The sequence below is a fragment of the Oxalicibacterium sp. genome, from assembly GCF_035565035.1.
Lineage (GTDB): Bacteria > Pseudomonadota > Gammaproteobacteria > Burkholderiales > Burkholderiaceae_D > Oxalicibacterium.
Genome location: NZ_DATMTD010000104.1, coordinates 16801 through 36915 on the forward strand (window position 1 = coordinate 16801; position 20115 = coordinate 36915).

The 20115-nt window shown below is 55.5% G+C and carries 26 protein-coding genes and 1 tRNA gene; 23 read left to right on the top strand and 4 right to left on the bottom strand.

Features of this window, described 5'->3' with window-relative positions; genetic code table 11:
* Positions 1-34: 34 nt before the first annotated feature.
* From murA to tatC, 14 genes are all read left to right on the top strand, one after another.
* Positions 35-1285 (top strand): UDP-N-acetylglucosamine 1-carboxyvinyltransferase, encoded by a 1251-nt coding sequence (gene murA, locus VN114_RS10250; protein WP_325514524.1) that lies wholly within the window; start codon positions 35-37, stop codon positions 1283-1285.
* A gap of 1 nt (position 1286) precedes the next feature.
* Positions 1287-1940 carry an ATP phosphoribosyltransferase gene (gene hisG, locus VN114_RS10255; protein WP_325514526.1) on the top strand — a complete coding sequence of 218 codons (654 nt, stop codon included), beginning with the start codon at positions 1287-1289 and terminating at the stop codon, positions 1938-1940.
* A gap of 78 nt (positions 1941-2018) precedes the next feature.
* Positions 2019-3332, top strand: coding sequence for a histidinol dehydrogenase (gene hisD / locus VN114_RS10260; protein ID WP_325514528.1), 1314 nt, complete (start codon positions 2019-2021; stop codon positions 3330-3332).
* 19 nt (positions 3333-3351) lie between these two features.
* Entirely contained in the window at positions 3352-4173 is an 822-nt protein-coding gene (locus VN114_RS10265; RefSeq protein ID WP_325514530.1) for a site-specific DNA-methyltransferase, read from the top strand.
* A gap of 168 nt (positions 4174-4341) precedes the next feature.
* Positions 4342-4938 carry an imidazoleglycerol-phosphate dehydratase HisB gene (hisB, locus tag VN114_RS10270; RefSeq protein WP_325514532.1) on the top strand — a complete coding sequence of 199 codons (597 nt, stop codon included), beginning with the start codon at positions 4342-4344 and terminating at the stop codon, positions 4936-4938.
* A 54-nt stretch (positions 4939-4992) separates the two neighbouring features.
* Complete coding sequence (gene hisH, locus VN114_RS10275) at positions 4993-5631, top strand: imidazole glycerol phosphate synthase subunit HisH (RefSeq protein WP_325514534.1); 639 nt, start codon at positions 4993-4995, stop codon at positions 5629-5631.
* Between the two features lie 70 nt (positions 5632-5701).
* Complete coding sequence (hisA, locus tag VN114_RS10280) at positions 5702-6499, top strand: 1-(5-phosphoribosyl)-5-[(5-phosphoribosylamino)methylideneamino]imidazole-4-carboxamide isomerase (protein ID WP_325514535.1); 798 nt, start codon at positions 5702-5704, stop codon at positions 6497-6499.
* Positions 6499-7263, top strand: a complete 765-nt coding sequence (gene hisF / locus VN114_RS10285; protein WP_325514537.1) for an imidazole glycerol phosphate synthase subunit HisF — start codon at positions 6499-6501, stop codon at positions 7261-7263. The genes hisA and hisF overlap by 1 nt, the downstream gene beginning before the upstream one ends.
* Positions 7260-7664 (top strand): phosphoribosyl-AMP cyclohydrolase, encoded by a 405-nt coding sequence (gene hisI, locus VN114_RS10290; protein WP_325514539.1) that lies wholly within the window; start codon positions 7260-7262, stop codon positions 7662-7664. The genes hisF and hisI overlap by 4 nt, the downstream gene beginning before the upstream one ends.
* A 13-nt stretch (positions 7665-7677) precedes the next feature.
* On the top strand, positions 7678-8016 hold the full coding sequence (locus VN114_RS10295) for a phosphoribosyl-ATP diphosphatase (protein ID WP_325514541.1): 339 nt from the start codon (positions 7678-7680) through the stop codon (positions 8014-8016).
* 57 nt (positions 8017-8073) lie between these two features.
* Positions 8074-8445: a histidine triad nucleotide-binding protein gene (locus VN114_RS10300; RefSeq protein ID WP_325514543.1), complete on the top strand. Its 372-nt coding sequence runs from the start codon at positions 8074-8076 to the stop codon at positions 8443-8445.
* 46 nt (positions 8446-8491) lie between these two features.
* Positions 8492-8719, top strand: a complete 228-nt coding sequence (gene tatA / locus VN114_RS10305; protein WP_325514545.1) for a Sec-independent protein translocase subunit TatA — start codon at positions 8492-8494, stop codon at positions 8717-8719.
* A 73-nt stretch (positions 8720-8792) separates the two neighbouring features.
* Complete coding sequence (gene tatB, locus VN114_RS10310; protein WP_325514547.1) at positions 8793-9290, top strand: Sec-independent protein translocase protein TatB; 498 nt, start codon at positions 8793-8795, stop codon at positions 9288-9290.
* A gap of 76 nt (positions 9291-9366) precedes the next feature.
* Complete coding sequence (tatC, locus tag VN114_RS10315) at positions 9367-10113, top strand: twin-arginine translocase subunit TatC (RefSeq protein WP_325514549.1); 747 nt, start codon at positions 9367-9369, stop codon at positions 10111-10113.
* Positions 10114-10117: 4 nt separating this feature from the next.
* Here the strand turns inward: tatC and VN114_RS10320 are convergent, their stop codons facing one another.
* Both VN114_RS10320 and VN114_RS10325 read right to left on the bottom strand, forming a co-directional pair.
* Positions 10118-10783 carry a DUF2461 domain-containing protein gene (locus VN114_RS10320; protein WP_325514551.1) on the bottom strand — a complete coding sequence of 222 codons (666 nt, stop codon included), beginning with the start codon at positions 10781-10783 and terminating at the stop codon, positions 10118-10120.
* A gap of 31 nt (positions 10784-10814) precedes the next feature.
* Entirely contained in the window at positions 10815-11990 is a 1176-nt protein-coding gene (locus VN114_RS10325; protein ID WP_325514553.1) for a Do family serine endopeptidase, read from the bottom strand.
* Positions 11991-12004: 14 nt separating this feature from the next.
* On the opposite strand from VN114_RS10325, the gene VN114_RS10330 reads away from it, so the two are divergent.
* A complete protein-coding gene (locus tag VN114_RS10330; protein ID WP_325514555.1) occupies positions 12005-12772 on the top strand; it encodes a Nif3-like dinuclear metal center hexameric protein in 768 nt (255 codons plus the stop codon).
* Between the two features lie 125 nt (positions 12773-12897).
* A complete protein-coding gene (locus VN114_RS10335; RefSeq protein WP_325514557.1) occupies positions 12898-13614 on the top strand; it encodes a response regulator transcription factor in 717 nt (238 codons plus the stop codon).
* A 42-nt stretch (positions 13615-13656) separates the two neighbouring features.
* Here VN114_RS10335 and mscL read toward each other — a convergent pair whose 3' ends face one another.
* Positions 13657-14070, bottom strand: a complete 414-nt coding sequence (gene mscL, locus VN114_RS10340; RefSeq protein ID WP_325514559.1) for a large conductance mechanosensitive channel protein MscL — start codon at positions 14068-14070, stop codon at positions 13657-13659.
* A 278-nt stretch (positions 14071-14348) separates the two neighbouring features.
* Between mscL and petA the strand changes: the two genes are divergently transcribed.
* The 7 genes from petA to VN114_RS10375 all read left to right on the top strand — a co-directional run bounded on the left by petA (position 14349) and on the right by VN114_RS10375 (position 19159).
* Positions 14349-14957, top strand: a complete 609-nt coding sequence (petA, locus tag VN114_RS10345) for a ubiquinol-cytochrome c reductase iron-sulfur subunit (protein ID WP_325514561.1) — start codon at positions 14349-14351, stop codon at positions 14955-14957.
* Positions 14957-16363: a cytochrome bc complex cytochrome b subunit gene (locus VN114_RS10350; RefSeq protein WP_325514576.1), complete on the top strand. Its 1407-nt coding sequence runs from the start codon at positions 14957-14959 to the stop codon at positions 16361-16363. The genes petA and VN114_RS10350 overlap by 1 nt, the downstream gene beginning before the upstream one ends.
* Positions 16364-16383: 20 nt before the next feature.
* Positions 16384-17148, top strand: coding sequence for a cytochrome c1 (locus VN114_RS10355; protein WP_325514563.1), 765 nt, complete (start codon positions 16384-16386; stop codon positions 17146-17148).
* 85 nt (positions 17149-17233) lie between these two features.
* Complete coding sequence (locus VN114_RS10360; protein ID WP_325514565.1) at positions 17234-17845, top strand: glutathione S-transferase N-terminal domain-containing protein; 612 nt, start codon at positions 17234-17236, stop codon at positions 17843-17845.
* A gap of 86 nt (positions 17846-17931) precedes the next feature.
* The gene (locus tag VN114_RS10365; RefSeq protein WP_325514567.1) at positions 17932-18447 is read left to right on the top strand and encodes a ClpXP protease specificity-enhancing factor; all 516 of its coding nucleotides are present in this window, start codon (positions 17932-17934) and stop codon (positions 18445-18447) included.
* 24 nt (positions 18448-18471) lie between these two features.
* Positions 18472-18547, top strand: a tRNA-Thr gene (locus tag VN114_RS10370).
* Between the two features lie 39 nt (positions 18548-18586).
* Positions 18587-19159 carry a hypothetical protein gene (locus VN114_RS10375; protein WP_325514569.1) on the top strand — a complete coding sequence of 191 codons (573 nt, stop codon included), beginning with the start codon at positions 18587-18589 and terminating at the stop codon, positions 19157-19159.
* Between the two features lie 301 nt (positions 19160-19460).
* Here VN114_RS10375 and VN114_RS10380 read toward each other — a convergent pair whose 3' ends face one another.
* Positions 19461-19901: a host attachment family protein gene (locus VN114_RS10380; protein WP_325514571.1), complete on the bottom strand. Its 441-nt coding sequence runs from the start codon at positions 19899-19901 to the stop codon at positions 19461-19463.
* Positions 19902-20115: the final 214 nt, after the last annotated feature.

Sequence of the window (20115 nt, forward strand, 5' to 3'; positions counted from 1 at the left end):
ACTGAACAAGCACCACTGAACTGGATCTGCGTTAATGGACAAGCTTTTGATACAGGGCGGTCACCGTCTCTCCGGCGAGATCGTCATTTCCGGCGCAAAGAATGCGGCACTGCCGATTCTGTGTGCAGGCCTGCTGACGGCGGACACCGTTTCGCTCGGCAACGTGCCGCGCCTGCAGGACGTGGCCACGATGCTGAAACTGCTGCGCCAGATGGGCTTGCAGATTGAGCAGGATGGCGAAAACGTTACGCTGAACGGCAGCGCCATCGACAAGTTGGAAGCGCCTTATGAAATGGTTAAGACGATGCGCGCATCGATCCTGGTGCTCGGTCCGTTGCTTGCACGTTTTGGCGAAGCGAAAGTGTCATTGCCAGGAGGATGTGCCATCGGTTCGCGTCCGGTCGATCAGCACATCAAAGGCTTGCAGGCGATGGGCGCGGAAATCACGATCGAGGCTGGTTACATTCACGCGAAGGCAAAACGCCTGAAAGGCGCGCGCATCCTCACCGACATGATTACCGTCACCGGCACGGAAAACCTGTTGATGGCAGCGACTCTGGCCGAGGGCGAGACCGTGCTGGAAAATGCAGCACGCGAACCGGAAGTCACCGATTTGGCGAATCTGCTGGTGGCGATGGGCGCCAGCATCAGTGGCATCGGTACCGATCGTCTGGTGATTCAAGGTGTCGAGCGCTTGCATGGCGGGTCGCACACGGTCATTGCGGATCGCATTGAAACGGCAACCTTCCTGTGTGCCGTGGCGGCAGCCGGCGGTGATGTCACATTGCGTCGCGTGCGCACGGATACATTTGATTCGGCAATCGACAAGTTGCGCGAAGCGGGAGCAGTGTTGACGTCCGGCGACGACTGGATTCGCATCCAGATGTCGTCGCGACCGAAGGCGGTCAGTTTCCGCACGACCGAATATCCGGGTTTTCCGACCGATATGCAGGCGCAGTTCATGGCGATGAACTGCATCGCCGAAGGCAGCAGCCGCGTGATCGAAACCATTTTTGAAAACCGCTTCATGCATGTGCAGGAAATGAATCGTCTCGGTGCCGCCATCACGATCGAGGGCCATACCGCCATCATCAACGGCGTCGACAAACTGGTCGGCGCACCGGTGATGGCAACCGATTTGCGCGCCTCGGCGTCGCTGGTGATTGCCGCCCTTGCCGCAGAAGGCGAAACCTGCATCGATCGCATTTATCATCTGGATCGCGGTTACGATCGCATGGAAGTCAAACTGTCCGCCGTCGGCGCCCACATTCAGCGAGTGAAATAACATGACGCAACAACTGACGCTGGCACTGTCGAAAGGCCGCATCTTCGAGGAAACGCTGCCGCTGCTGGAAGCGGCCGGCATCAAGGTGACGGAAGATCCGGAAAAATCGCGCAAGCTGATTCTTCCGACGAACGACGCAAACGTGCGCGTCATCATCGTGCGTGCATCCGACGTGCCGACCTACGTGCAATATGGCGCGGCCGACTTCGGTGTGGCAGGCAAGGATGTCTTGCTGGAACACGGAGGTGAAGGGCTGTATCAGCCGATCGATCTGAATATCGCGAAGTGCCGGATGTCGGTCGCGGTCAAGGATGGCTTCGACTATGCCAGCGCGGTGAAGCAGGGCGCGCGTCTGCGTGTTGTCACCAAGTATGTGCAGACCGCGCGTGAACACTTCGCGTCGAAAGGCGTGCACGTCGATCTGATCAAGCTGTACGGCTCGATGGAGCTCGGCCCGTTGGTCGGCCTCGCCGATGCAATCGTCGATCTGGTCAGCACCGGCAGTACGCTGCGCGCCAACCATCTGGTCGAAGTCGAGCAGATCATGGAAATTTCATCGCGCCTTGTCGTCAATCAGGCGGCGCTGAAATTGAAGCGGGAAAAACTGCAACCCATCCTCGAAGCATTCGAAAAAGCTTCGGTGCAGTACGCATGATCGATGCGTATTGAACGCAACGTCAGATTGACGTTGTCGCTAGTACGCGATTGCATGAACAATTGATCGAGAAACAGCATGGCTATTCAAATCAGAAAATTCGACTCCACTCACCCTGACTTCAAGAAGCAACTGGCGGATGTGCTCGCATTCGAGGCGTCCGAAGACGAGGCAATCGATCGTTCTGTACAGCGTATTCTGGAGGACGTGAAAAAGCGTGGCGATGCCGCCGTTCTGGAATACACGAAACAGTTCGATCAGGTCGATGCGACGTCCATGTCCGTGCTGGAAATCGGGCAAGCCGATTTGCAAGCCGCACTCGATCAATTGACGCCGGCGCGCCGTGCCGCGTTGCAGACGGCAGCCGATCGTGTACGTGCGTATCACGAGCGTCAGAAAAACGAGATCGGCTCCAATGGTTTCACCTATACGGAAGCCGATGGCACCGTGCTTGGTCAAAAGGTGACGCCGCTCGATCGCGTCGGTCTGTATGTGCCGGGTGGCAAGGCGGCGTATCCGTCGTCGGTGTTGATGAATGCGATCCCTGCAAAGGTTGCCGGTGTGCCGGAAGTCATCATGGTGGTACCGACCCCGAGCGGCGTGAAGAATGAACTGGTGCTCGCTGCGGCAGCCATGTCCGGCGTCGACCGCGTGTTCACCATTGGCGGCGCGCAGGCAGTCGGCGCGCTGGCTTACGGCACGACAACGATTCCGCAAGTCGACAAGATCGTCGGGCCGGGCAACGCCTATGTTGCCGCCGCCAAACGCCGCGTGTTCGGCACGGTCGGCATCGACATGATTGCCGGTCCGTCGGAAATTCTCGTTATCTGTGACGGCACGACCGATCCTGACTGGATCGCAATGGATCTGTTCTCGCAAGCAGAGCACGACGAGCTGGCGCAATCGATTCTGATCTGCCCGGATGCGGATTATCTGGACGCCGTTGCCGCCAGCGTGAATCGTCAACTGGTCGACATGCCGCGCAAGGATGTAATCGCAACCTCGCTGACAAATCGCGGTGCCCTGATCAAGGTGCGCGACATGGATGAGGCATGCGAGATTGCCAACCTGATCGCGGCCGAGCATCTGGAAATTTCCGCAGAAAATCCGCAGCAATGGGCCGATAAAATTCGCCACGCAGGCGCAATGTTCCTCGGCCGTTATTCTTCCGAATCGCTGGGCGATTACTGTGCCGGCCCGAACCATGTGCTGCCGACATCGCGCACCGCGCGTTTTTCGTCGCCGCTCGGGGTCTACGATTTCCAGAAACGTTCGAGCATCCTGATGGTCAGCGAAGGTGGCGCGCAAACGCTGGGCAAGGTCGCGGCCGAACTGGCTTACGGCGAAGGTTTGCAGGCGCACGCGCGTTCTGCTGAATACCGATTGAAGTGAAGAAGTATCGGCCACGGCGATGAGCGACTGGCGCAACCACATTTTTTGCGAAGACGCGCTGGAAGGTTTGGCGCGCATTCCGGATGGCGCGGTCGACCTGATCATTGCCGATCCGCCTTATGGTCTGGGCAAGGATTACGGCAACGATTCCGACAAGCTGGCAGCCGAGGCCTATCTGCAATGGATGGAGCAATGGATCGTCGCAGCGTTGCCCAAGCTGCAACCCAACGGCAGTTTCTACATCTTCCTCACGTGGCGCTATTCGCCGGAAGTGTTCGTCATGCTGAAGAAGCGCATGACGATGATCAACGAAATCATCTGGGATCGCCGTGTGCCGTCGATGGGCGGCAGTACGCGACGCTTCTCTTCGGTGCATGACACGATTGGCCTCTTCGCCAACAGTAAAAACTATTACTTCGACCTGGACGCGGTGCGCATTCCTTACGATGCGGAGACGAAAAAGGCGCGCTCGCGTTCCATTTTCGTCGGTGCCAAATGGCTGGAGATGGGCTACAACCCGAAGGATGTGTGGAGCGTTTCCCGCCTGCATCGCGAACACCGCGAGCGCGCCGACCACCCGACACAAAAGCCGCTGGAAATCGTCAGCCGCATGATCAAGGCGTCATGCCCGACCGGCGGGGTCGTGCTCGATCCGTTCATGGGAAGCGGCACGACGGCGGTTGCCGCACGCGGTTGCGGCCGCGATTTTGTCGGTTTTGAACTGAACGCCGATTATTGCGCGTTGATCAATCAGCGGTTGCAAGGGGTGACGCCTGCCGAGATTGTCGATCCAGGTTTGGAGAAGCAGTCGCCGCAGAAAGACGTACCGCAAGCAATCTGATTGTTGCTGCAAGGTTGATAAATCGCATGGCATCCTTATTTCCCGTGCCGGAATGCAAAGGCTGTCACGAAATATGGGTAAAATGCTTGTATTGCTGAAAGTTGCCTGCATTGCAGGCACGGCGCCGAAATCGCTGCACTCATTGCCACTATTCGTTGTCACTCGAACATGTCCACGCCCCGTACCGCAGAAATCACGCGCAATACCAACGAAACGCAAATTCGCGTTGCGATCAACATTGACGGCACCGGTCAGCAAAAGCTGAATACCGGCGTGCCTTTTCTCGATCACATGCTGGACCAGATCGCACGTCACGGCCTGATCGATCTGGAGATCGAGGCAAAGGGTGATCTGCACATCGATGCACATCACACTGTGGAAGACGTCGGCATCACGCTGGGACAGGCTTTTGCAAAAGCGATCGGCGACAAGAAGGGCATTCGTCGTTACGGCCATTCGTATGTGCCGCTGGACGAGGCGCTCTCGCGCGTCGTCATCGATTTCTCCGGGCGTCCGGGGCTGGAATTTCACGTTCCGTTCAAACGCTCGATGATCGGTAGCTTCGATGTCGATCTGACGCATGAATTTTTTCAGGGCTTCGTCAATCACGCATTGGTCTCGCTGCACGTCGATAACCTGCGTGGCGAGAACGCTCACCATCAGTGCGAAACCGTATTCAAGGCGTTCGGCCGCGCATTGCGGATGGCCGCCGAACTGGATCCGCGTGCGGCCGGCACGATTCCATCGACCAAGGGCAGCCTGTAAGCTGCGTTTGTACGCAAGGACGTTTCAAAAAACTCGGAAGTCTGAATCAGCGGTATGAAAAAGATAGTGGTAGTGGATTACGGCATGGGCAATTTGCGCTCGGTCGCGCAGGCATTGCGACAGGCTGCGCCGGAAGCGGATGTCCGTATTTCCGGCGAGCCGGCCGATATCAAATCCGCCGATCGCGTGGTGCTGCCTGGTCAGGGTGCGATTCCGGACTGCATGCGTTCGCTGCAGGCGGCGGGACTGCAGGAAGAATTGATGGCGGCAGCGCGCAACAAGCCGCTGTTTGGCGTTTGCGTCGGTGAACAGATGATGTTTGACTGGAGCGAAGAGGGCGATACGGAAGGGCTTGGCCTGTTTCCCGGGAAGGTCGTGAAGTTCAGACTGGAAGATCGCCTGCAGGAAGACGGTTCGCGCTTCAAGGTGCCGCAGATGGGCTGGAACCGCGTGCAACAGACGTTGTCCCATCCGCTGTGGGAAGGTATCGCCGACAACAGTTACTTTTATTTTGTGCACAGCTATTACGCCGTTCCTGCGGAACGCGCACATGTCGCCGGTGAAACGCCGTACGGCGCACCGTTTTGCAGCGCGATCGCACGCGATAATATCTTCGCCACGCAATTCCATCCGGAAAAAAGCGCATCGGCCGGACTGCAGCTGTACAGAAATTTCGTTCACTGGAATCCGTAATATTCGATCCGTAAATTCGTTATTCGCAGAGTCCGCTTTCACCCTTAACCACCTCAACAAAAACGACTCCATGCTGCTCATACCTGCCATCGATCTCAAAGACGGTCATTGTGTTCGCCTGAAACAAGGCGATATGGAACAGGCCACCGTATTTTCCGAAGACCCTGCCGAGATGGCGCGCCACTGGCTGATGCAAGGCGCGCGTCGCCTGCATCTGGTCGACTTGAACGGCGCGTTCGCCGGCAAGCCGAAAAATGAAGCGGCAGTCAAATCCATTCTGCAGGCGGTGCGTGATTACGCCGAGGAACACGATATCGAGGAAATCCCGGTGCAGCTCGGTGGCGGCATCCGCGATCTCGATACGATTGAGCGTTATCTGGATGACGGACTTTCCTACATCATCATCGGCACCGCGGCGGTGAAGAACCCGGGTTTCCTGCATGATGCATGCAGCGCTTTTCCGGGGCAGATTATTGTCGGCCTCGACGCAAAAGACGGCAAGGTCGCAACCGATGGCTGGAGCAAATTATCCGGTCATGAAGTGATCGACCTCGCGAAGAAATTCGAAGATTACGGTTGCGAAGCCATTGTCTATACCGATATCGGTCGCGACGGCATGATGGGCGGCGTCAACATCGATGCCACAGTCAAGCTGGCGCAGAGCATGACGATCCCGGTCATCGCCTCCGGCGGCGTGCACAGCGTCAAGGATGTGGAAGCCTTGTGCGCGGTGCAGGCCGAAGGCATTGAAGGCGTCATCTGTGGCCGTTCGATTTACGAAGGCACGCTTGATCTGCGTTCGGCGCAGGAACGGGCGGACACATTGAGCGGCGTTGATCCAGAAACGCAAGCGGACGCCGACGCATAATGACTCTGGCAAAACGCATCATTCCTTGTCTGGACGTGACTGCGGGTCGTGTCGTCAAGGGCGTCAATTTTCTTGAGTTGCGCGACGCCGGCGATCCGGTGGAGATTGCACGTCGCTACGACGCGCAGGGCGCGGACGAAATCACGTTTCTCGATATCACTGCCACCTCGGATGGCCGTGATCTCATTCTCGATATCATTGAAGCAGTCGCATCCGAGGTCTTCATTCCGCTGACGGTCGGCGGGGGTGTGCGTGCGGTGGACGATGTGCGCCGTTTGCTCAACGCAGGTGCCGACAAGGTTGGCATCAACAGTTCGGCAATCAGCAATCCGCAACTAGTGTTCGACGCATCGCAGAAATACGGTTCGCAATGCATCGTGGTGGCCATCGATGCGAAGAAAGCTGCGGACGGTCGCTGGGAAGTATTCACGCACGGCGGTCGCAAGGCGACCGGACTGGATGCGGTCGAATGGGCAAAAAAAATGGAAAGCCTGGGCGCGGGTGAAATCCTGTTGACCAGCATGGACCGCGACGGCACCAAATCCGGATTTGATCTGGCGTTGACGCGCGCGGTTTCGGATGCAATCAGCATTCCGGTCATCGCCTCGGGCGGCGTCGGCGGTTTGCAGGATCTGGCGGACGGCATCAAGCTCGGCCATGCCGATGCCGTTCTGGCTGCCAGTATTTTCCATTATGGCGAACACACGGTGCCGGAAGCCAAAAGCTTCATGGCCGGACAAGGCATTCCGATGAGGTTGGTATGAGCAGCAACGCAAAATGGTTGAACAAAGTCAAGTGGGATGAGCACGGTCTGGTGCCGGTCATCGCGCAGGAAGTCGGCAGCAACGATGTGTTGATGTTTGCGTGGATGAATCGCGACGCGCTGGCGAGGACTATCGAAACAGGTGAAGCGGTTTACTGGAGCCGTTCGCGCAAGAAGCTGTGGCACAAGGGTGAAGAATCCGGTCACACGCAGAAAGTGCATGAAGTGCGTCTCGATTGCGACGAAGATGTCGTTCTGTTGAAAGTGGAGCAGGTTGGCAATGTTGCCTGCCACACCGGACGGCATTCCTGCTTCTTCCAGAAATTCGAAGGCGATGCCGGCAACGGCGACTGGCAGACAGTCGAACCGGTCCTGAAAAATCCGGACGATATTTACAAGTGAAAGTGCATCGGTGATGAGCGATACCTTGAAACGCCTGGCGGAAGTCATCGAGTCGCGCAAACCGTCCAACGGCGGCGATCCGGAGAAATCCTATGTCGCACGCCTGTTCTCGAAGGGCGACGACGCGATCCTGAAAAAAATCGGTGAAGAGGCGACCGAAACCGTGATGGCAGCCAAGGATGCCCGCGTGGATGGCGACAAATCCAAGGTGCTGTACGAGTGCGCCGACCTGTGGTTTCATTCGCTGGTCATGCTGGCGCAGTTCGATCTGACGCCGCAGGATGTGCTGAACGAACTGGCGCGCCGCGAAGGCTTGTCCGGTCTGGATGAAAAAGCGGCACGTGCACAGTGATTGTCATCTGTACGTCATTCATGCTGCTTAAAATATTCGAGAGAGACGGAGTGCGTTTTGGATAACTGCATCTTTTGTAAAATCGCCGCGAAACAGATCCCATCGAAAATTATTCACGAAGACGACGATCTGCTGGTTTTCCACGATATCAATCCGGCGGCAGCGGTTCACTTTCTGATTGTTCCCAAGAAACACATCGCCACACTGGCTGACTGCACGGAAGCGGATGGCGCGTTGTTGAGTAAAATGTCCCTGCTGGCGCCGAAACTGGCGCAGCAGCTCGGATGCGGCTACAGCGTGGAAAACGGCGAGGCGAAGGGTGGTTTCAAGACGCTGTTCAACACCGGACCTGACGGCGGACAAGAGGTGTACCATCTGCACATGCACGTAATCGGCGGACCGCGTCCGTGGACGCGTTCCCCGGTCTGACGGGACGCAGAAATTTCTAGGCGAATGCCATCAAGGAGAGAAAGCAATGGGTTCATTTAGCATCTGGCACTGGCTGATCGTACTGGTCATCGTGATGCTGGTTTTCGGCACCAAAAAACTGGGCAACATCGGCTCGGACGTCGGCAAGGCGGTCAAGGGATTCAAGGATGGCGTAAAAGGCGAAGAAGAAAAAGCTTCGTCGCAAGCTGCGCCTTCGCAGGTCGCTGACAAAAGCACTGTCGATGTCGAAGTGAAAGAGAAGTCGAACAGTTGATCATTCTCGCGACGTTCCGATCCTGGTTGATTAATCGGATGTCGCGAAACATGTTCAGCCTATCGCACATCACATGATCGACATCGCCTTCTCCAAGCTCGCGATCATCGGCGTTGCAGCGCTGGTATTCATCGGCCCGGAAAAACTGCCGAAGGTTGCGCGCATGGCCGGTACCCTGTTCGGCCGGGCGCAGCGTTATATCAATGAAGTGAAATCCGAAGTCAGTCGAGAGATGGAGCTCGACGAATTGCGCAAGATGCATCAGGACATTCAGTCTGCTGCCGGCGACGTGGAGCGGACGATCTCACGCAATCTGTCGGAGACGGAAGGCGAATTACGATCGGTATGGGACGAGCCTTCAGGCCAGACCGAGGCGTTGAGTTCACCCCCCTTTGATTCGAGCATTGTGAAGTCGAAGGATTTCCGCAAGAAAAAGCTGGCGCACACGTCGGCCGTTCCTTCCTGGTACAAGCGACAGAGCGGTCAGCGTTCACGTGTTATTTCCGGTGCGGCACGCATGGCGAAATACCGTCCCGCCAGCGCACGCAAATCTCCTTCCTTCTTCCAATGACGCAGTTCGTATCTGACTGCACCGGTTTTTCCAACACAGACAATGTCCGTTGCTCGACGACGGCTGAAAACAAGACATGATTGGCAACGAAGATTCGTTCATCTCGCACCTGATCGAGCTGCGCAGCCGACTGATGAAAGCTGCAATCGCGGTGATCGTCATCTTCCTGTGCCTGATGCCGTGGGCCGGCAACATTTACGATTATCTGGCGCTGCCGATGATGCAGTCGCTGCCGCAGGGCAGCAAGATGATTGCAATCGGAGTGATCACGCCGTTCCTGATTCCGGTCAAGGTAACGATGCTGGTGGCCTTCATCATCGCCTTGCCCTGGGTGCTGTACCAGATGTGGGCATTTGTTGCGCCGGGTTTGTATTCGCACGAAAAGAAGCTGATCGCGCCGCTGGTAATATCTTCATCGGTCTTGTTTATCGCTGGCGTGGCGTTCTGTTATTTCCTCGTGTTCGGCGTGATTTTTCATTTCATCAACAATTTTGCGCCGCATTCGATTTCGGTCGCGCCGGATATCGATAGCTATTTCAGTTTCGTGATGACGATGTTTGTCGCGTTCGGCCTGACGTTTGAAGTGCCGATTGTGGTGATCGTGCTGGTGCGGATGGGTTTGGTATCCGTCGAAAAACTCAAACAGATACGCCCCTATGTGATTGTCGGCGCGTTCGTTGTTGCCGCGGTCGTGACGCCGCCAGACGTGATGAGCCAGATGCTGCTCGCCGTGCCGCTTTGCCTGTTGTATGAAGTCGGCTTGCTGCTGGCGCCGATGTTCGTGAAGATCACGCAGGCACCGGCCGAATCGGAATCGGTCTGATTGCCTAAATTTGACGCAGCCAGCTGATCAGCGGCCACGCGTCCTTGAATCCCGACATCAATAGTTTTTCCAGTGCATCCGGATCCTTGATGACGGGCATCTCCTGCCAGACAATAAAGCTTTTCAGCTTGATGTATTCCAGATGGGGCGCATCGACGTCGAACCCTTTTGGCGGACGCGTCAACTTGCCTTCCTGTTGAAGGTCGCCGTAGGTTTCCTTCATTTTGCGATTATTAATCACCTTGGAAAAACTGCCCGGATCGTCGACGATGCGCTGACGGATCGCGCGCAGGCGATCCGATGGCGGCAAATACTCGCCGCCTGCGACCAGCAGCAATCCCTTTTCATTGATCTGAAAATAATAGGCCGGGCCACCGCCCTGGCTGGGCTTCTTCAAACCGCTGGCAGTGATGGCCGCCGAAAAATGCGTCTTGTACGGAATCTTTTCCTTCGAAAAACGCATGTCGCGATTGATGCGGAACATGGCTTTTTTCGGATTGCAGCCGGCAATGGCCGGATCGAACTTGCTGATGTTGGCAATCAAACGAATCACCAGTTCGAGAAATTCGGCGCGGAGAATGTCATAGCGCGGCTTGTTCATCACAAACCACGCACGGTTGTTGTTCTCCGACAGCTCGGCCAAATATTGCGTCAAGTCGCGGACGTGCATGGATCTTCCTGTTTATTCGATCAAGGGTCGCTTATTCCGCTTCGCGCGGAGGTGCTTTCGGACGAATGCCGACCACAACGCTGAGCGTGGTTTCCTGATTGCGGCGCAGCACGACGATGGAAGCTTTCTTCCCTGGCGATAGTTGCGCAATCTGATTGAGCATGTCGGCCATGTCCGCCACGTTCTTTCCATCGACTGAGACCAGAATATCGCCCGGTTGCATGCCCGCCTTGTCCGCAGGGCCGCCGCGCAAAACGCCGGCGATGATCGCGCCGTTGCTTTTCTTCAGGCCGAAACTTTCTGCCAGTTCCGGTGTGATGTCTTGCGGTTCGACGCCAATGTAGCCGCGGATGACCTGGCCGTCCTTGATGATGGCATCCATGACCGATTTGACCGTTGTGACCGGGATCGCAAAGCCGATGCCGAGCGAGCCGCCGCTGCGCGAATAAATTGCGGTGTTGATGCCGAGCAGATTGCCGTTGGCGTCGATCAACGCGCCACCGGAGTTGCCGGGATTGATGGCAGCGTCGGTCTGGATGAAGTTTTCAAATGCGTCGAGGATGCCAAGGTGATTGCGGCCGAGTGCGGAAATGATGCCCATCGTGACCGTTTGGCCGACGCCGAACGGATTGCCGATCGCCAGCACGACGTCGCCAACTTTTGCTTCTTCGACATGGCCGAGCGTGATGGCGGGCAGATTGTCGAGATCGATCTTGACGACGGCGAGATCGGTTTCCGGATCGGAGCCGACGACTTTGGCAAGCGCCTTGCGACCATCGGCCAGCGCGACTTCGATTTCGTCGGCGGCTTCGACCACATGATTATTCGTCAGGATGTAGCCTTGCTGGCTGACAATGACGCCGGACCCTAGGCTGACCTGTTTTTCCTGTTCTTCGTCGAAGCGATCGCCGAAGAATTTACGGAAGAACGGATCGTCCATGAACGGGTTCTGCGATGGTGCGGCGGTCTTGCTGGTGAAGATGTTGACCACGGACGGCATTGCCAATTTGGCTGCGTCGCGGAACGATCCCTGCGTTGGCGGCGTGTTGGGTGGCGCTTCCAGCATCGGAATCGATGTGGCGCTGCGTACTTTTTGGGCAGTGCCGAAAACACCGCCGCCCCACTCGGGTTTCAAGGTCGCTACAATGAACAAGATCGCCAAACCGACAGTTACGGTTTGCGCAAACAACAGCCAGAGACGTCGCATAAAAGGGTAGGAAGATGAGTCAGAAATCGATAGCCAGAGATGAACTCGCCAAATATCTGGCCAGCACGCTTGATATTACTCGTTTTCGGGATTATTGCCCAAACGGCCTTCAGGTAGAAGGACGTTCACAAATCGAAACAATCGTGACCGGTGTGACAGCCAGTGTCGCGTTGCTGGAGGCGGCGATTGAAAAAGGCGCCGATGCGATTCTCGTGCACCACGGTTACTTCTGGCGTGGTGAAGACATGCGCGTGATCGGGCAAAAACACACGCGGCTCAAGTTGCTGCTGGAACATGACATCAATTTGTTCGCATACCATCTGCCGCTCGACATGCATGCAGAGTTTGGCAACAACGTGCAACTGGCGCGCCTGCTCGGCTTGTTGCCGGAATCGCGTTTCGGCGAGGATGACTTGGGCTGGCTCGGAGTGACTGATGATGCGATGGTTGATTCGGTCGGTGCGCTGGCCCAGCGGATCGAGCAGCGCCTGGGGCGCGTGCCGTTGCTGATCGGCGATCCGGCGCAAAAGGTAGGCAAGGTCGGTTGGTGCACCGGCGCCGCACAGAGTTTGCTCGGCGATGCCGTCGCTGCCGGTGCCGATGTCTATCTTAGCGGCGAAATATCGGAGCCGACCGTGCATCTTGCGCGTGAGGCGCGCGTGGCTTATCTGGCCTGTGGACATCACGCGACAGAGCGCTACGGCATTAAGGCATTGGGCGAACGCATTGCGAAAACATTCGGCATCACGTGTCACTTCATCGATATCGACAATCCGGTTTGATGCTGTGTATTACATGTCAACGCGGTAGGCCCATTTTGTCGGCAAACGGCATGTTGCTATGATATAACTCGCTTCTCACAATAATTACGTGCGCGTTGATTTTATTGCGCAGGAGACGGGACAACATGTTGCAACCGGTAACCGACGAAAAACCGATCACCGTTCTGGTGGTAGAGGACGACGCAGTCACGCGTCGAGCCTTGTCGCTGGCAATTGAAAAAGAACCATCGCTCAAGTTGCTGGCTGCGCTGGATTGTGTCCAGTCCGCACTGGCATGGCTGGAAAAGCAGTCAGCTTCCATTCTGCTGGTCGATCTCGGCCTGCCGGACGGCACCGGCATCGATGTCATCCGTTATTGCGCAAACCGTCATCCGGATTCAGGTATCTTGGTAATCACGACATCGAGTGACGATGACAACATCCTCGCCAGCATCGAGGCAGGTGCTTCAGGTTATGTGTTGAAGGATGCCGGGCAACCGGACATCGTGTCGTCGTTGCTGGAATTGCATAAAGGCGGTTCGCCGATCAGCCCGACCATTGCACGCAAGGTGCTGGCGAAAATGCGCGGTAAGCCGGTGGTTGAGGCGGTTGAGGTACAAAGTGGCAGCAAGCTGCCTGAAGTTTATTTAACCAAGCGTGAAGCGGCAATTCTGGATTTGATTGCGCGTGGCGACAGTTATGGCGAGGTGGCGAAACAGTTGTCACTGTCGGTTGGAACAGTGCAGACGCACATCAAGAACATTTACGACAAACTGTCAGTGCATTCGCGCGGTGAAGCAGTGTACGAGGCAAACCGGCGCGGGCTGCTGCAGATGGACCGGCTCAAGGCGCGGCAGGCATGAGCAATAAAAAGAGTCCGTCGGACTCTTTTTTATTTGGGTGCTTTATTTTTTCAGCGAGTCGCGGATTTCACGCAGCAGAACGATGTCTTCCGGCGTGGCAGCTTCCGGTGCAGGCGGTTCGGCTTTTTTGACCTTGTTGATGATGCGTACCATCTGAAAAATGATGAAAGCAAGAATGATGAAATTCAGCGAAATGGTGATGAAATTGCCGTAGGCCAAAACTGCACCAAGTTTTTTTGCTTCGATCAATGGCAGATTGGACGCTTGGTCGTTCAGCGGGATGTAGTAGTTGCTGAAGTCCAGCCCGCCGAAGATTTTGCCGACGATCGGCATCACGATATCCTGCACCAGCGAGTCGACAATCTTGCCGAATGCCGCGCCGATAATGACCGCTACTGCCAGATCGACCACATTGCCCTTGACGGCAAAAGCCTTGAATTCCTGCAGTATGCTCATGGTCGAATCCTTCCTTTTTCTGTATTTGTAAAAGTACAACGCGCCGCCGTATGCTAGTTTTTGCTCTCATAAAGGTCAAATCAAATTTATGCATACAAGAGGGCATATTCGTGGATAATGCCTCGCAAAGAAGCAGGTGGAATATCCAAAGTATTCGAAAAGTTCCAGAAAAGTAGTCAAAGGAACATCTATTTGCTTTTAAAACGGAAGTTGACTCCGTTATAATCAAAGGTTGCTAGTAGTTTCGTACGATTTCGCATTTCATAACTGGGGTTGGTATGAGTAACGAAAAGCAGGTCGACTCCGGTCGACGTGGTTTGCTCGTCGCCACATGTGCGGCAGGCGGCGTGGCTGGATTGGCTACAACAGGAGTATTGGTCTCTACCTTTCAACCGTCGGAGCGTGCGAAAGCCGCTGGCGCACCGGTTGAAGTCGATGTCTCAACACTGGCACCAGGCGAAATGCGCACCGTCGAATGGCGTGGCAAACCCGTCTGGATCCTCAAGCGTACGCCAGAACAGATCGAATCCCTGAAGGCAGTTGATGCCCAGGTTGCCGATCCGGAATCCAAGCGTACCCAGTTCTCGACCACGCCGGAATACGCGATGAATGAATGGCGTTCCCGTCAAAAGGATCTGCTGGTCGTTGTCGGGATCTGTCCGCATCTGGGTTGCTCCCCAACCTCAAAATTCCAGACGGGCGCACAGCCCTCGCTGCCGGATGACTGGCATGGCGGTTTCCTGTGCCCGTGTCATGGTTCCACCTTCGATCTGGCCGGGCGCGTTTACAAGAACAAGCCTTCGCCGGACAACCTCCAGGTCCCGCCTTACATGTTTGAAGGCGACACCAAACTGGTCATCGGCAAAGATGAGAAAGGTGAGGCGTAATCATGGCTTTCCAAGAGAAACAACTGCCTGCGGATGCGCCCGTCAGCGACAAGGCATTGAACTGGATTGATGCCCGCTTCCCGTTGTCGTCCACCTGGAAAGCACATCTTTCCGAGTATTACGCTCCCAAGAACTTCAACTTCCTGTACGTTTTCGGTTCGCTCGCACTGCTGGTGCTGGTGATCCAGATCGTCACCGGTATTTTCCTCGTCATGCATTACAAACCGGACGCGAATCTTGCGTTTGCATCCGTCGAATACATCATGCGCGACGTCCCGTGGGGCTGGCTAGTGCGCTACATGCACTCGACCGGCGCATCGGCATTCTTCATCGTGGTGTACATCCACATGCTGCGCGGCCTGTTGTATGGTTCGTATCGCAAACCGCGTGAACTGGTCTGGCTGTTCGGCGTCGGCATCTTCCTGTGCCTGATGGCCGAAGCGTTCTTCGGTTACCTGCTGCCTTGGGGCCAGATGTCGTACTGGGGCGCACAGGTGATCGTCAACCTGTTCGGTGCGATCCCGTTCATCGGTCCTGATCTGTCGTTGTGGATTCGCGGCGATTACGTTGTCTCCGATGCGACATTGAACCGCTTCTTCGCATTCCACGTGATTGCCATCCCGCTGGTGCTGATCGGTCTGGTCGTGGCGCACATCGTGGCATTGCATGAAGTAGGTTCGAGCAATCCGGACGGTGTCGAGATCAAGGAAAAACTGGATGCGAATGGCATCCCGCTCGATGGTATTCCATTCCATCCTTACTACTCGGTGCACGATATTTTCATCGTGACGATTTTCCTGCTGATCTTTACGGCAGTCGTGTTCTTCGCGCCGGAAATGGGTGGTTACTTCCTTGAGTACAACAACTTCGTCCCGGCCGACCCGCTGAAAACGCCGCCACACATCGCACCGGTCTGGTACTTCACGCCGTTTTATTCGATTCTGCGCGCGACCACATCGGACTTCATGGTCTGGCTGGCTGCCGGAGTGGCCGCCTATGTGGCGTTGATTATTGTCAGGACGAAATTGGCCAGCAAGTTCAAGATCGCTGCCGCTGTCATCGGTCTGGCTGTCATCGCCGGCATGTTCATCTTCGATGCGAAATTCTGGGGCGTCGTGCTGATGGGCGTATCGGTCATGATCATGTTCGGCCTGCCTTGGCTCGACACATCTCCGGTCAAATCGATTCGGTATCGTCCTAGCTGGCACAAGTACATTTACATCGTGTTCGGTATCGCCTTCGTCATTCTCGGTTATCTGGGCGTGTTGCCGCCGACCGATGGCCGTACGACCGTGTCGCAAATCTGTACTTTCGTCTATTTCGGTTTCTTCCTGCTGATGCCGTGGTGGAGCGCATTGGGCACATTCAAGCCTGTGCCTGACCGCGTTGTTTTCCATCCGCACTGAGTCGCATAAGGATAAAGAACATGACATTGCTGAAAAAATTGATTGCGACGCTGGTGCTGCTGCCGGGTTTGGCGCTGGCCGCCGAATCCGAGTTCCCGCTGGACCAGGCACCTGACCACACGAAAGATCTCGCAGCATTGCAGAATGGCGCCCGCCTGTTCGTCAACCATTGCCTGAACTGCCACTCGGCCTCGTCTCTGCGCTATAGCAAGCTGCAGGACATCGGCCTGACGAATGAGCAAATCAAGGCGAATCTGCTGTTCACGTCTGACAAGGTCGGCGACATGATGACAGTGGCGATGGCGCCCAAGGATGCGAAGGCGTGGTTCGGTGCAACGCCGCCAGATCTGTCCGTGATTGCACGCGCCAAGGCATCCGGCGCCGGTTCAGGTCCTGACTGGTTGTATACCTACCTGCGTACGTTCTACAAGGACGATACGCGCCCGACCGGTTGGAACAACATGGTGTTCCCGAACGTCGGCATGCCGCACGTCCTGTGGGAGCTGCAGGGCATACGTGCACCAAAATTCGATGAAGTAAAAGATCCGCATGATGAAAGCAAGGTCATTCACAAGTTTGCCGGCTTCGAGCAAGTAACGCCGGGTAAAATGACTTCGCTTGAATACGACAAGTCGGTTGCCGATCTTGTCTCGTTCATGACGTGGATGGCCGAACCTGCACAAAATACCCGCAAACGCCTCGGCGTCTGGGTATTGCTGTTCCTGGGTGTTTTCATCGTGATCACCTGGCGCTTGAACGCTTCCTACTGGAAAGACGTCAAGTAATTTTTGCCCGCAAGGTCTTGCGGGCAGCTGTTCTGGGGTGAGCCGTCCAGCGTCTCACCCTTTTGTTTCTTAAGGAAACTGCAAAATGATGGTTCTTTATTCGGGCACGACCTGCCCATTCTCCCAACGTTGCCGCCTCGTCTTGTTCGAAAAGGGCATGGATTTCGAAGTACGCGACGTTGATCTGTTCAACAAGCCGGAAGACATCTCGACGATGAATCCGTACGGTCAGGTGCCTATTCTGGTCGAACGTGATCTGATCCTGTACGAATCCAACATCATCAATGAATACATTGACGAACGTTTCCCGCATCCGCAACTGATGCCGGCCGATCCGCTGATGCGCGCGCGCGCGCGACTGATGTTGTTCAATTTCGAAAAGGAATTGTTCATTCACGTTCATACCCTGGAAAACGACAAGGGGCGTGGCGGTGAGAAGATCCAGGAAAAGGCTCGCAATGAAATTCGCGATCGCCTGACTACGCTGGCACCGTTGTTCCTGAAGAACAAGTACATGCTGGGTGATGAATTCTCGATGCTGGATGTCGCAATTGCACCGCTGTTGTGGCGTCTCGATCATTATGGTATCGAACTGTCGAAAACTGCTGCACCGCTGATGAAATACGCAGAACGCATCTTCTCGCGTCCTGCCTATATCGAAGCGTTGACACCATCCGAAAAGGTCATGCGCCGCTAAAAGCCTGACCATGCCTCAGTCCTTGTCGCTGTAACTTGTACGGCAACACGGACGACGCATGGGGTTGCAAGACGCAGTTTCAAATCATGTCAGAAACATCTACCAAGCCGTATCTGTTGCGTGCCATTTATGAATGGTGCACGGATAACGGCTATACCCCCTACATGGCAGCCGTGGTGGATACACGTACGCGCGTGCCGATGGAATTCGTCAAGAATGGCGAGATCGTTTTGAACATCAGCTTCAGTGCAACCAGTGGCTTGAAGATGGAAAACGATCTTGTTCGCTTCAGTGCGCGTTTTGGCGGCGTTTCGCGCGATATCGTGGTTCCGGTCGACAACGTCGTTGCCATTTACGCACGTGAGAACGGACAGGGCATGGCATTTGAAGCAACGGTTGCATCTGCCGATGAGGCCGTTACCGAACCGGTAGAAGAAATCTCCGATCGAAACGAACCGGCGTCATCCGCTCCGACACTGACTTCAGTGCCAACATCGCAAGGCAAAGCCGATGAAAGTGGTGAAGTCTCCGACGACGATTCCGATCACGAACCGGAGCCACCGAAAAAAGGCGGCAGGCCTACTCTGACGCGTATTAAGTAGGTACAATACTGCCTTCAAAAGTTTGCCGGCTTAGCTCATCAGGTAGAGCACATGATTTGTAATCATGGGGTGGCGGGTTCGAGTCCTGCAGCCGGCACCATATGCAAAGGGTTACTCTCAACATGAGTAACCCTTTTTTATGGACGGCATTTTAGAGCTGGCGAAATCGCTCTCACTTTCTGCGCAGACACTTGCGGATATAGTTTTCTCTGTCTTGTCCTTTTCTGCCTTTGGCGGCGATCTTGCAAGCTCGCTGCCTATGTTCTCGCTCCTTTTTGCTGTGGACCTTGTCGCGGCTCTGCCGCAGACATCGCTTGTAGTCGCCGCTGGTTCCGCTGATCTCATTCCGGCAGGAATCAATTCTCTCCTGTTCGGTTCTTGCATGAACAGGCTGCAGGACCGAGCAGAGCAACAGTACGGTAGCGATGGCAATCTTCATCATGATCAAATCCCTTCTCAAGATGGCCGCACATATCACAGCAGTAACCGTCGGTTTAATAGTGTCATGAAAAAGGCCATCTGTACGATGGCCAATGGAACTAGCTGGAATAGTGTTGAAGAAGCTTATTTCGCCGGCACCGTTGCATCGGGCGTAGGCGTTACGCCGTCAGGCGTGGTCTGCATGGTCGATCCTTGCGGTTTTGAATTCGTACCCATATCCGAGCCGCTTTGCGACGAACGGGACGAATGCGACTTTTTGTGCTTCTTGTGATGCGTGCCGGACTTCATCGAATCCGATTTCGGCCGCGAATTGGTCGCGTCCGGTGTAGGAGTGACTCCATCCGGCGTAGTTGCCGTGTTAGGGGCTGTGCCGTTATTGACTGACTGAGCAAACGCGGCCGTAGAAAACAAAAGTGCGGAAGCCAGGGCAATTGCGCTTGTAGATTTCATCATCTTGATCTCCTTGGTGAGTTTTTCGAACGCAAACGCGTCAATTCATTGGACCATCTGCGGTTCAAATGTTCTGTAGGAAAGCTGCGCGAGAGCTTGTCAGCAATGTCAAACAAAACGGCTCAATGCAATTTGGTCCTGATGTATTCCTCGACCTGCCGGGGTTCAAAATTGGAGATGTTTTTGGAAATCTCGTCTTCGACTAGTTGTTGCGTCTCCTTGCTCAGGTGCTTGCGCAAGGCACCAAGAAATTTCGGAAAGGCAATCAGGCGCAGCTTGTCGTAACGATGTTCCCGGCGCGCCTGATCAAGATAGGCGCCTACCGATTTGGAAAACAAATCCGCAGCATGCTGTTCAGCGGTGACGCTCGGATCTGATGTGTCGCCGGCGCCTTGGCCCCGACCGAAATACCGGCCTTTGGCGTCGGTATTGATGTCGCGGTCGCTTAGCCGCGCCTGCGGATTGATGAAGTCTTCTATTTCGTGAAAATTGCTCTGCTTGCCTTCTACCTCGAAAATTCTGGCGCGATGTTCATCCGCTGCGACGATCCAGGTGGTTTGCATGATGGCCTCCTCAAGATGCGATCAATTTTCGACTGGATGCCTGATGCTTTGTTCAGGCAAATGTCTGCCGTCTGCGTGTCAGACAATGCATGCGCTCAGTCGAAGAGATCGCCTTGTCCGCTCATGCGCACGGACGCGCTTCGCTTGCGGACCACTGGCGCGAGCGGCGGCCTGAAGCCGGCCGCGTCGAGCGCGCTGAAGCGGTTCATGCGCT

Bases quoted from the DNA above. Each gene is read 5' to 3' on its own strand.
- murA (WP_325514524.1), top strand. From the start codon at position 35: ATGGACAAGCTTTTGATACAGGGCGGTCACCGTCTCTCCGGCGAGATC.
- hisG (WP_325514526.1), top strand. From the start codon at position 1,287: ATGACGCAACAACTGACGCTGGCACTGTCGAAAGGCCGCATCTTCGAG.
- hisD (WP_325514528.1), top strand. From the start codon at position 2,019: ATGGCTATTCAAATCAGAAAATTCGACTCCACTCACCCTGACTTCAAG.
- VN114_RS10265 (WP_325514530.1), top strand. From the start codon at position 3,352: ATGAGCGACTGGCGCAACCACATTTTTTGCGAAGACGCGCTGGAAGGT.
- hisB (WP_325514532.1), top strand. From the start codon at position 4,342: ATGTCCACGCCCCGTACCGCAGAAATCACGCGCAATACCAACGAAACG.
- hisH (WP_325514534.1), top strand. From the start codon at position 4,993: ATGAAAAAGATAGTGGTAGTGGATTACGGCATGGGCAATTTGCGCTCG.
- hisA (WP_325514535.1), top strand. From the start codon at position 5,702: ATGCTGCTCATACCTGCCATCGATCTCAAAGACGGTCATTGTGTTCGC.
- hisF (WP_325514537.1), top strand. From the start codon at position 6,499: ATGACTCTGGCAAAACGCATCATTCCTTGTCTGGACGTGACTGCGGGT.
- hisI (WP_325514539.1), top strand. From the start codon at position 7,260: ATGAGCAGCAACGCAAAATGGTTGAACAAAGTCAAGTGGGATGAGCAC.
- VN114_RS10295 (WP_325514541.1), top strand. From the start codon at position 7,678: ATGAGCGATACCTTGAAACGCCTGGCGGAAGTCATCGAGTCGCGCAAA.
- tatA (WP_325514545.1), top strand. From the start codon at position 8,492: ATGGGTTCATTTAGCATCTGGCACTGGCTGATCGTACTGGTCATCGTG.
- tatB (WP_325514547.1), top strand. From the start codon at position 8,793: ATGATCGACATCGCCTTCTCCAAGCTCGCGATCATCGGCGTTGCAGCG.
- tatC (WP_325514549.1), top strand. From the start codon at position 9,367: ATGATTGGCAACGAAGATTCGTTCATCTCGCACCTGATCGAGCTGCGC.
- VN114_RS10320 (WP_325514551.1), bottom strand. From the start codon at position 10,783: ATGCACGTCCGCGACTTGACGCAATATTTGGCCGAGCTGTCGGAGAAC.
- VN114_RS10325 (WP_325514553.1), bottom strand. From the start codon at position 11,990: ATGCGACGTCTCTGGCTGTTGTTTGCGCAAACCGTAACTGTCGGTTTG.
- VN114_RS10330 (WP_325514555.1), top strand. From the start codon at position 12,005: ATGAGTCAGAAATCGATAGCCAGAGATGAACTCGCCAAATATCTGGCC.
- VN114_RS10335 (WP_325514557.1), top strand. From the start codon at position 12,898: ATGTTGCAACCGGTAACCGACGAAAAACCGATCACCGTTCTGGTGGTA.
- mscL (WP_325514559.1), bottom strand. From the start codon at position 14,070: ATGAGCATACTGCAGGAATTCAAGGCTTTTGCCGTCAAGGGCAATGTG.
- petA (WP_325514561.1), top strand. From the start codon at position 14,349: ATGAGTAACGAAAAGCAGGTCGACTCCGGTCGACGTGGTTTGCTCGTC.
- VN114_RS10355 (WP_325514563.1), top strand. From the start codon at position 16,384: ATGACATTGCTGAAAAAATTGATTGCGACGCTGGTGCTGCTGCCGGGT.
- VN114_RS10360 (WP_325514565.1), top strand. From the start codon at position 17,234: ATGATGGTTCTTTATTCGGGCACGACCTGCCCATTCTCCCAACGTTGC.
- VN114_RS10365 (WP_325514567.1), top strand. From the start codon at position 17,932: ATGTCAGAAACATCTACCAAGCCGTATCTGTTGCGTGCCATTTATGAA.
- VN114_RS10375 (WP_325514569.1), top strand. From the start codon at position 18,587: ATGGACGGCATTTTAGAGCTGGCGAAATCGCTCTCACTTTCTGCGCAG.
- VN114_RS10380 (WP_325514571.1), bottom strand. From the start codon at position 19,901: ATGCAAACCACCTGGATCGTCGCAGCGGATGAACATCGCGCCAGAATT.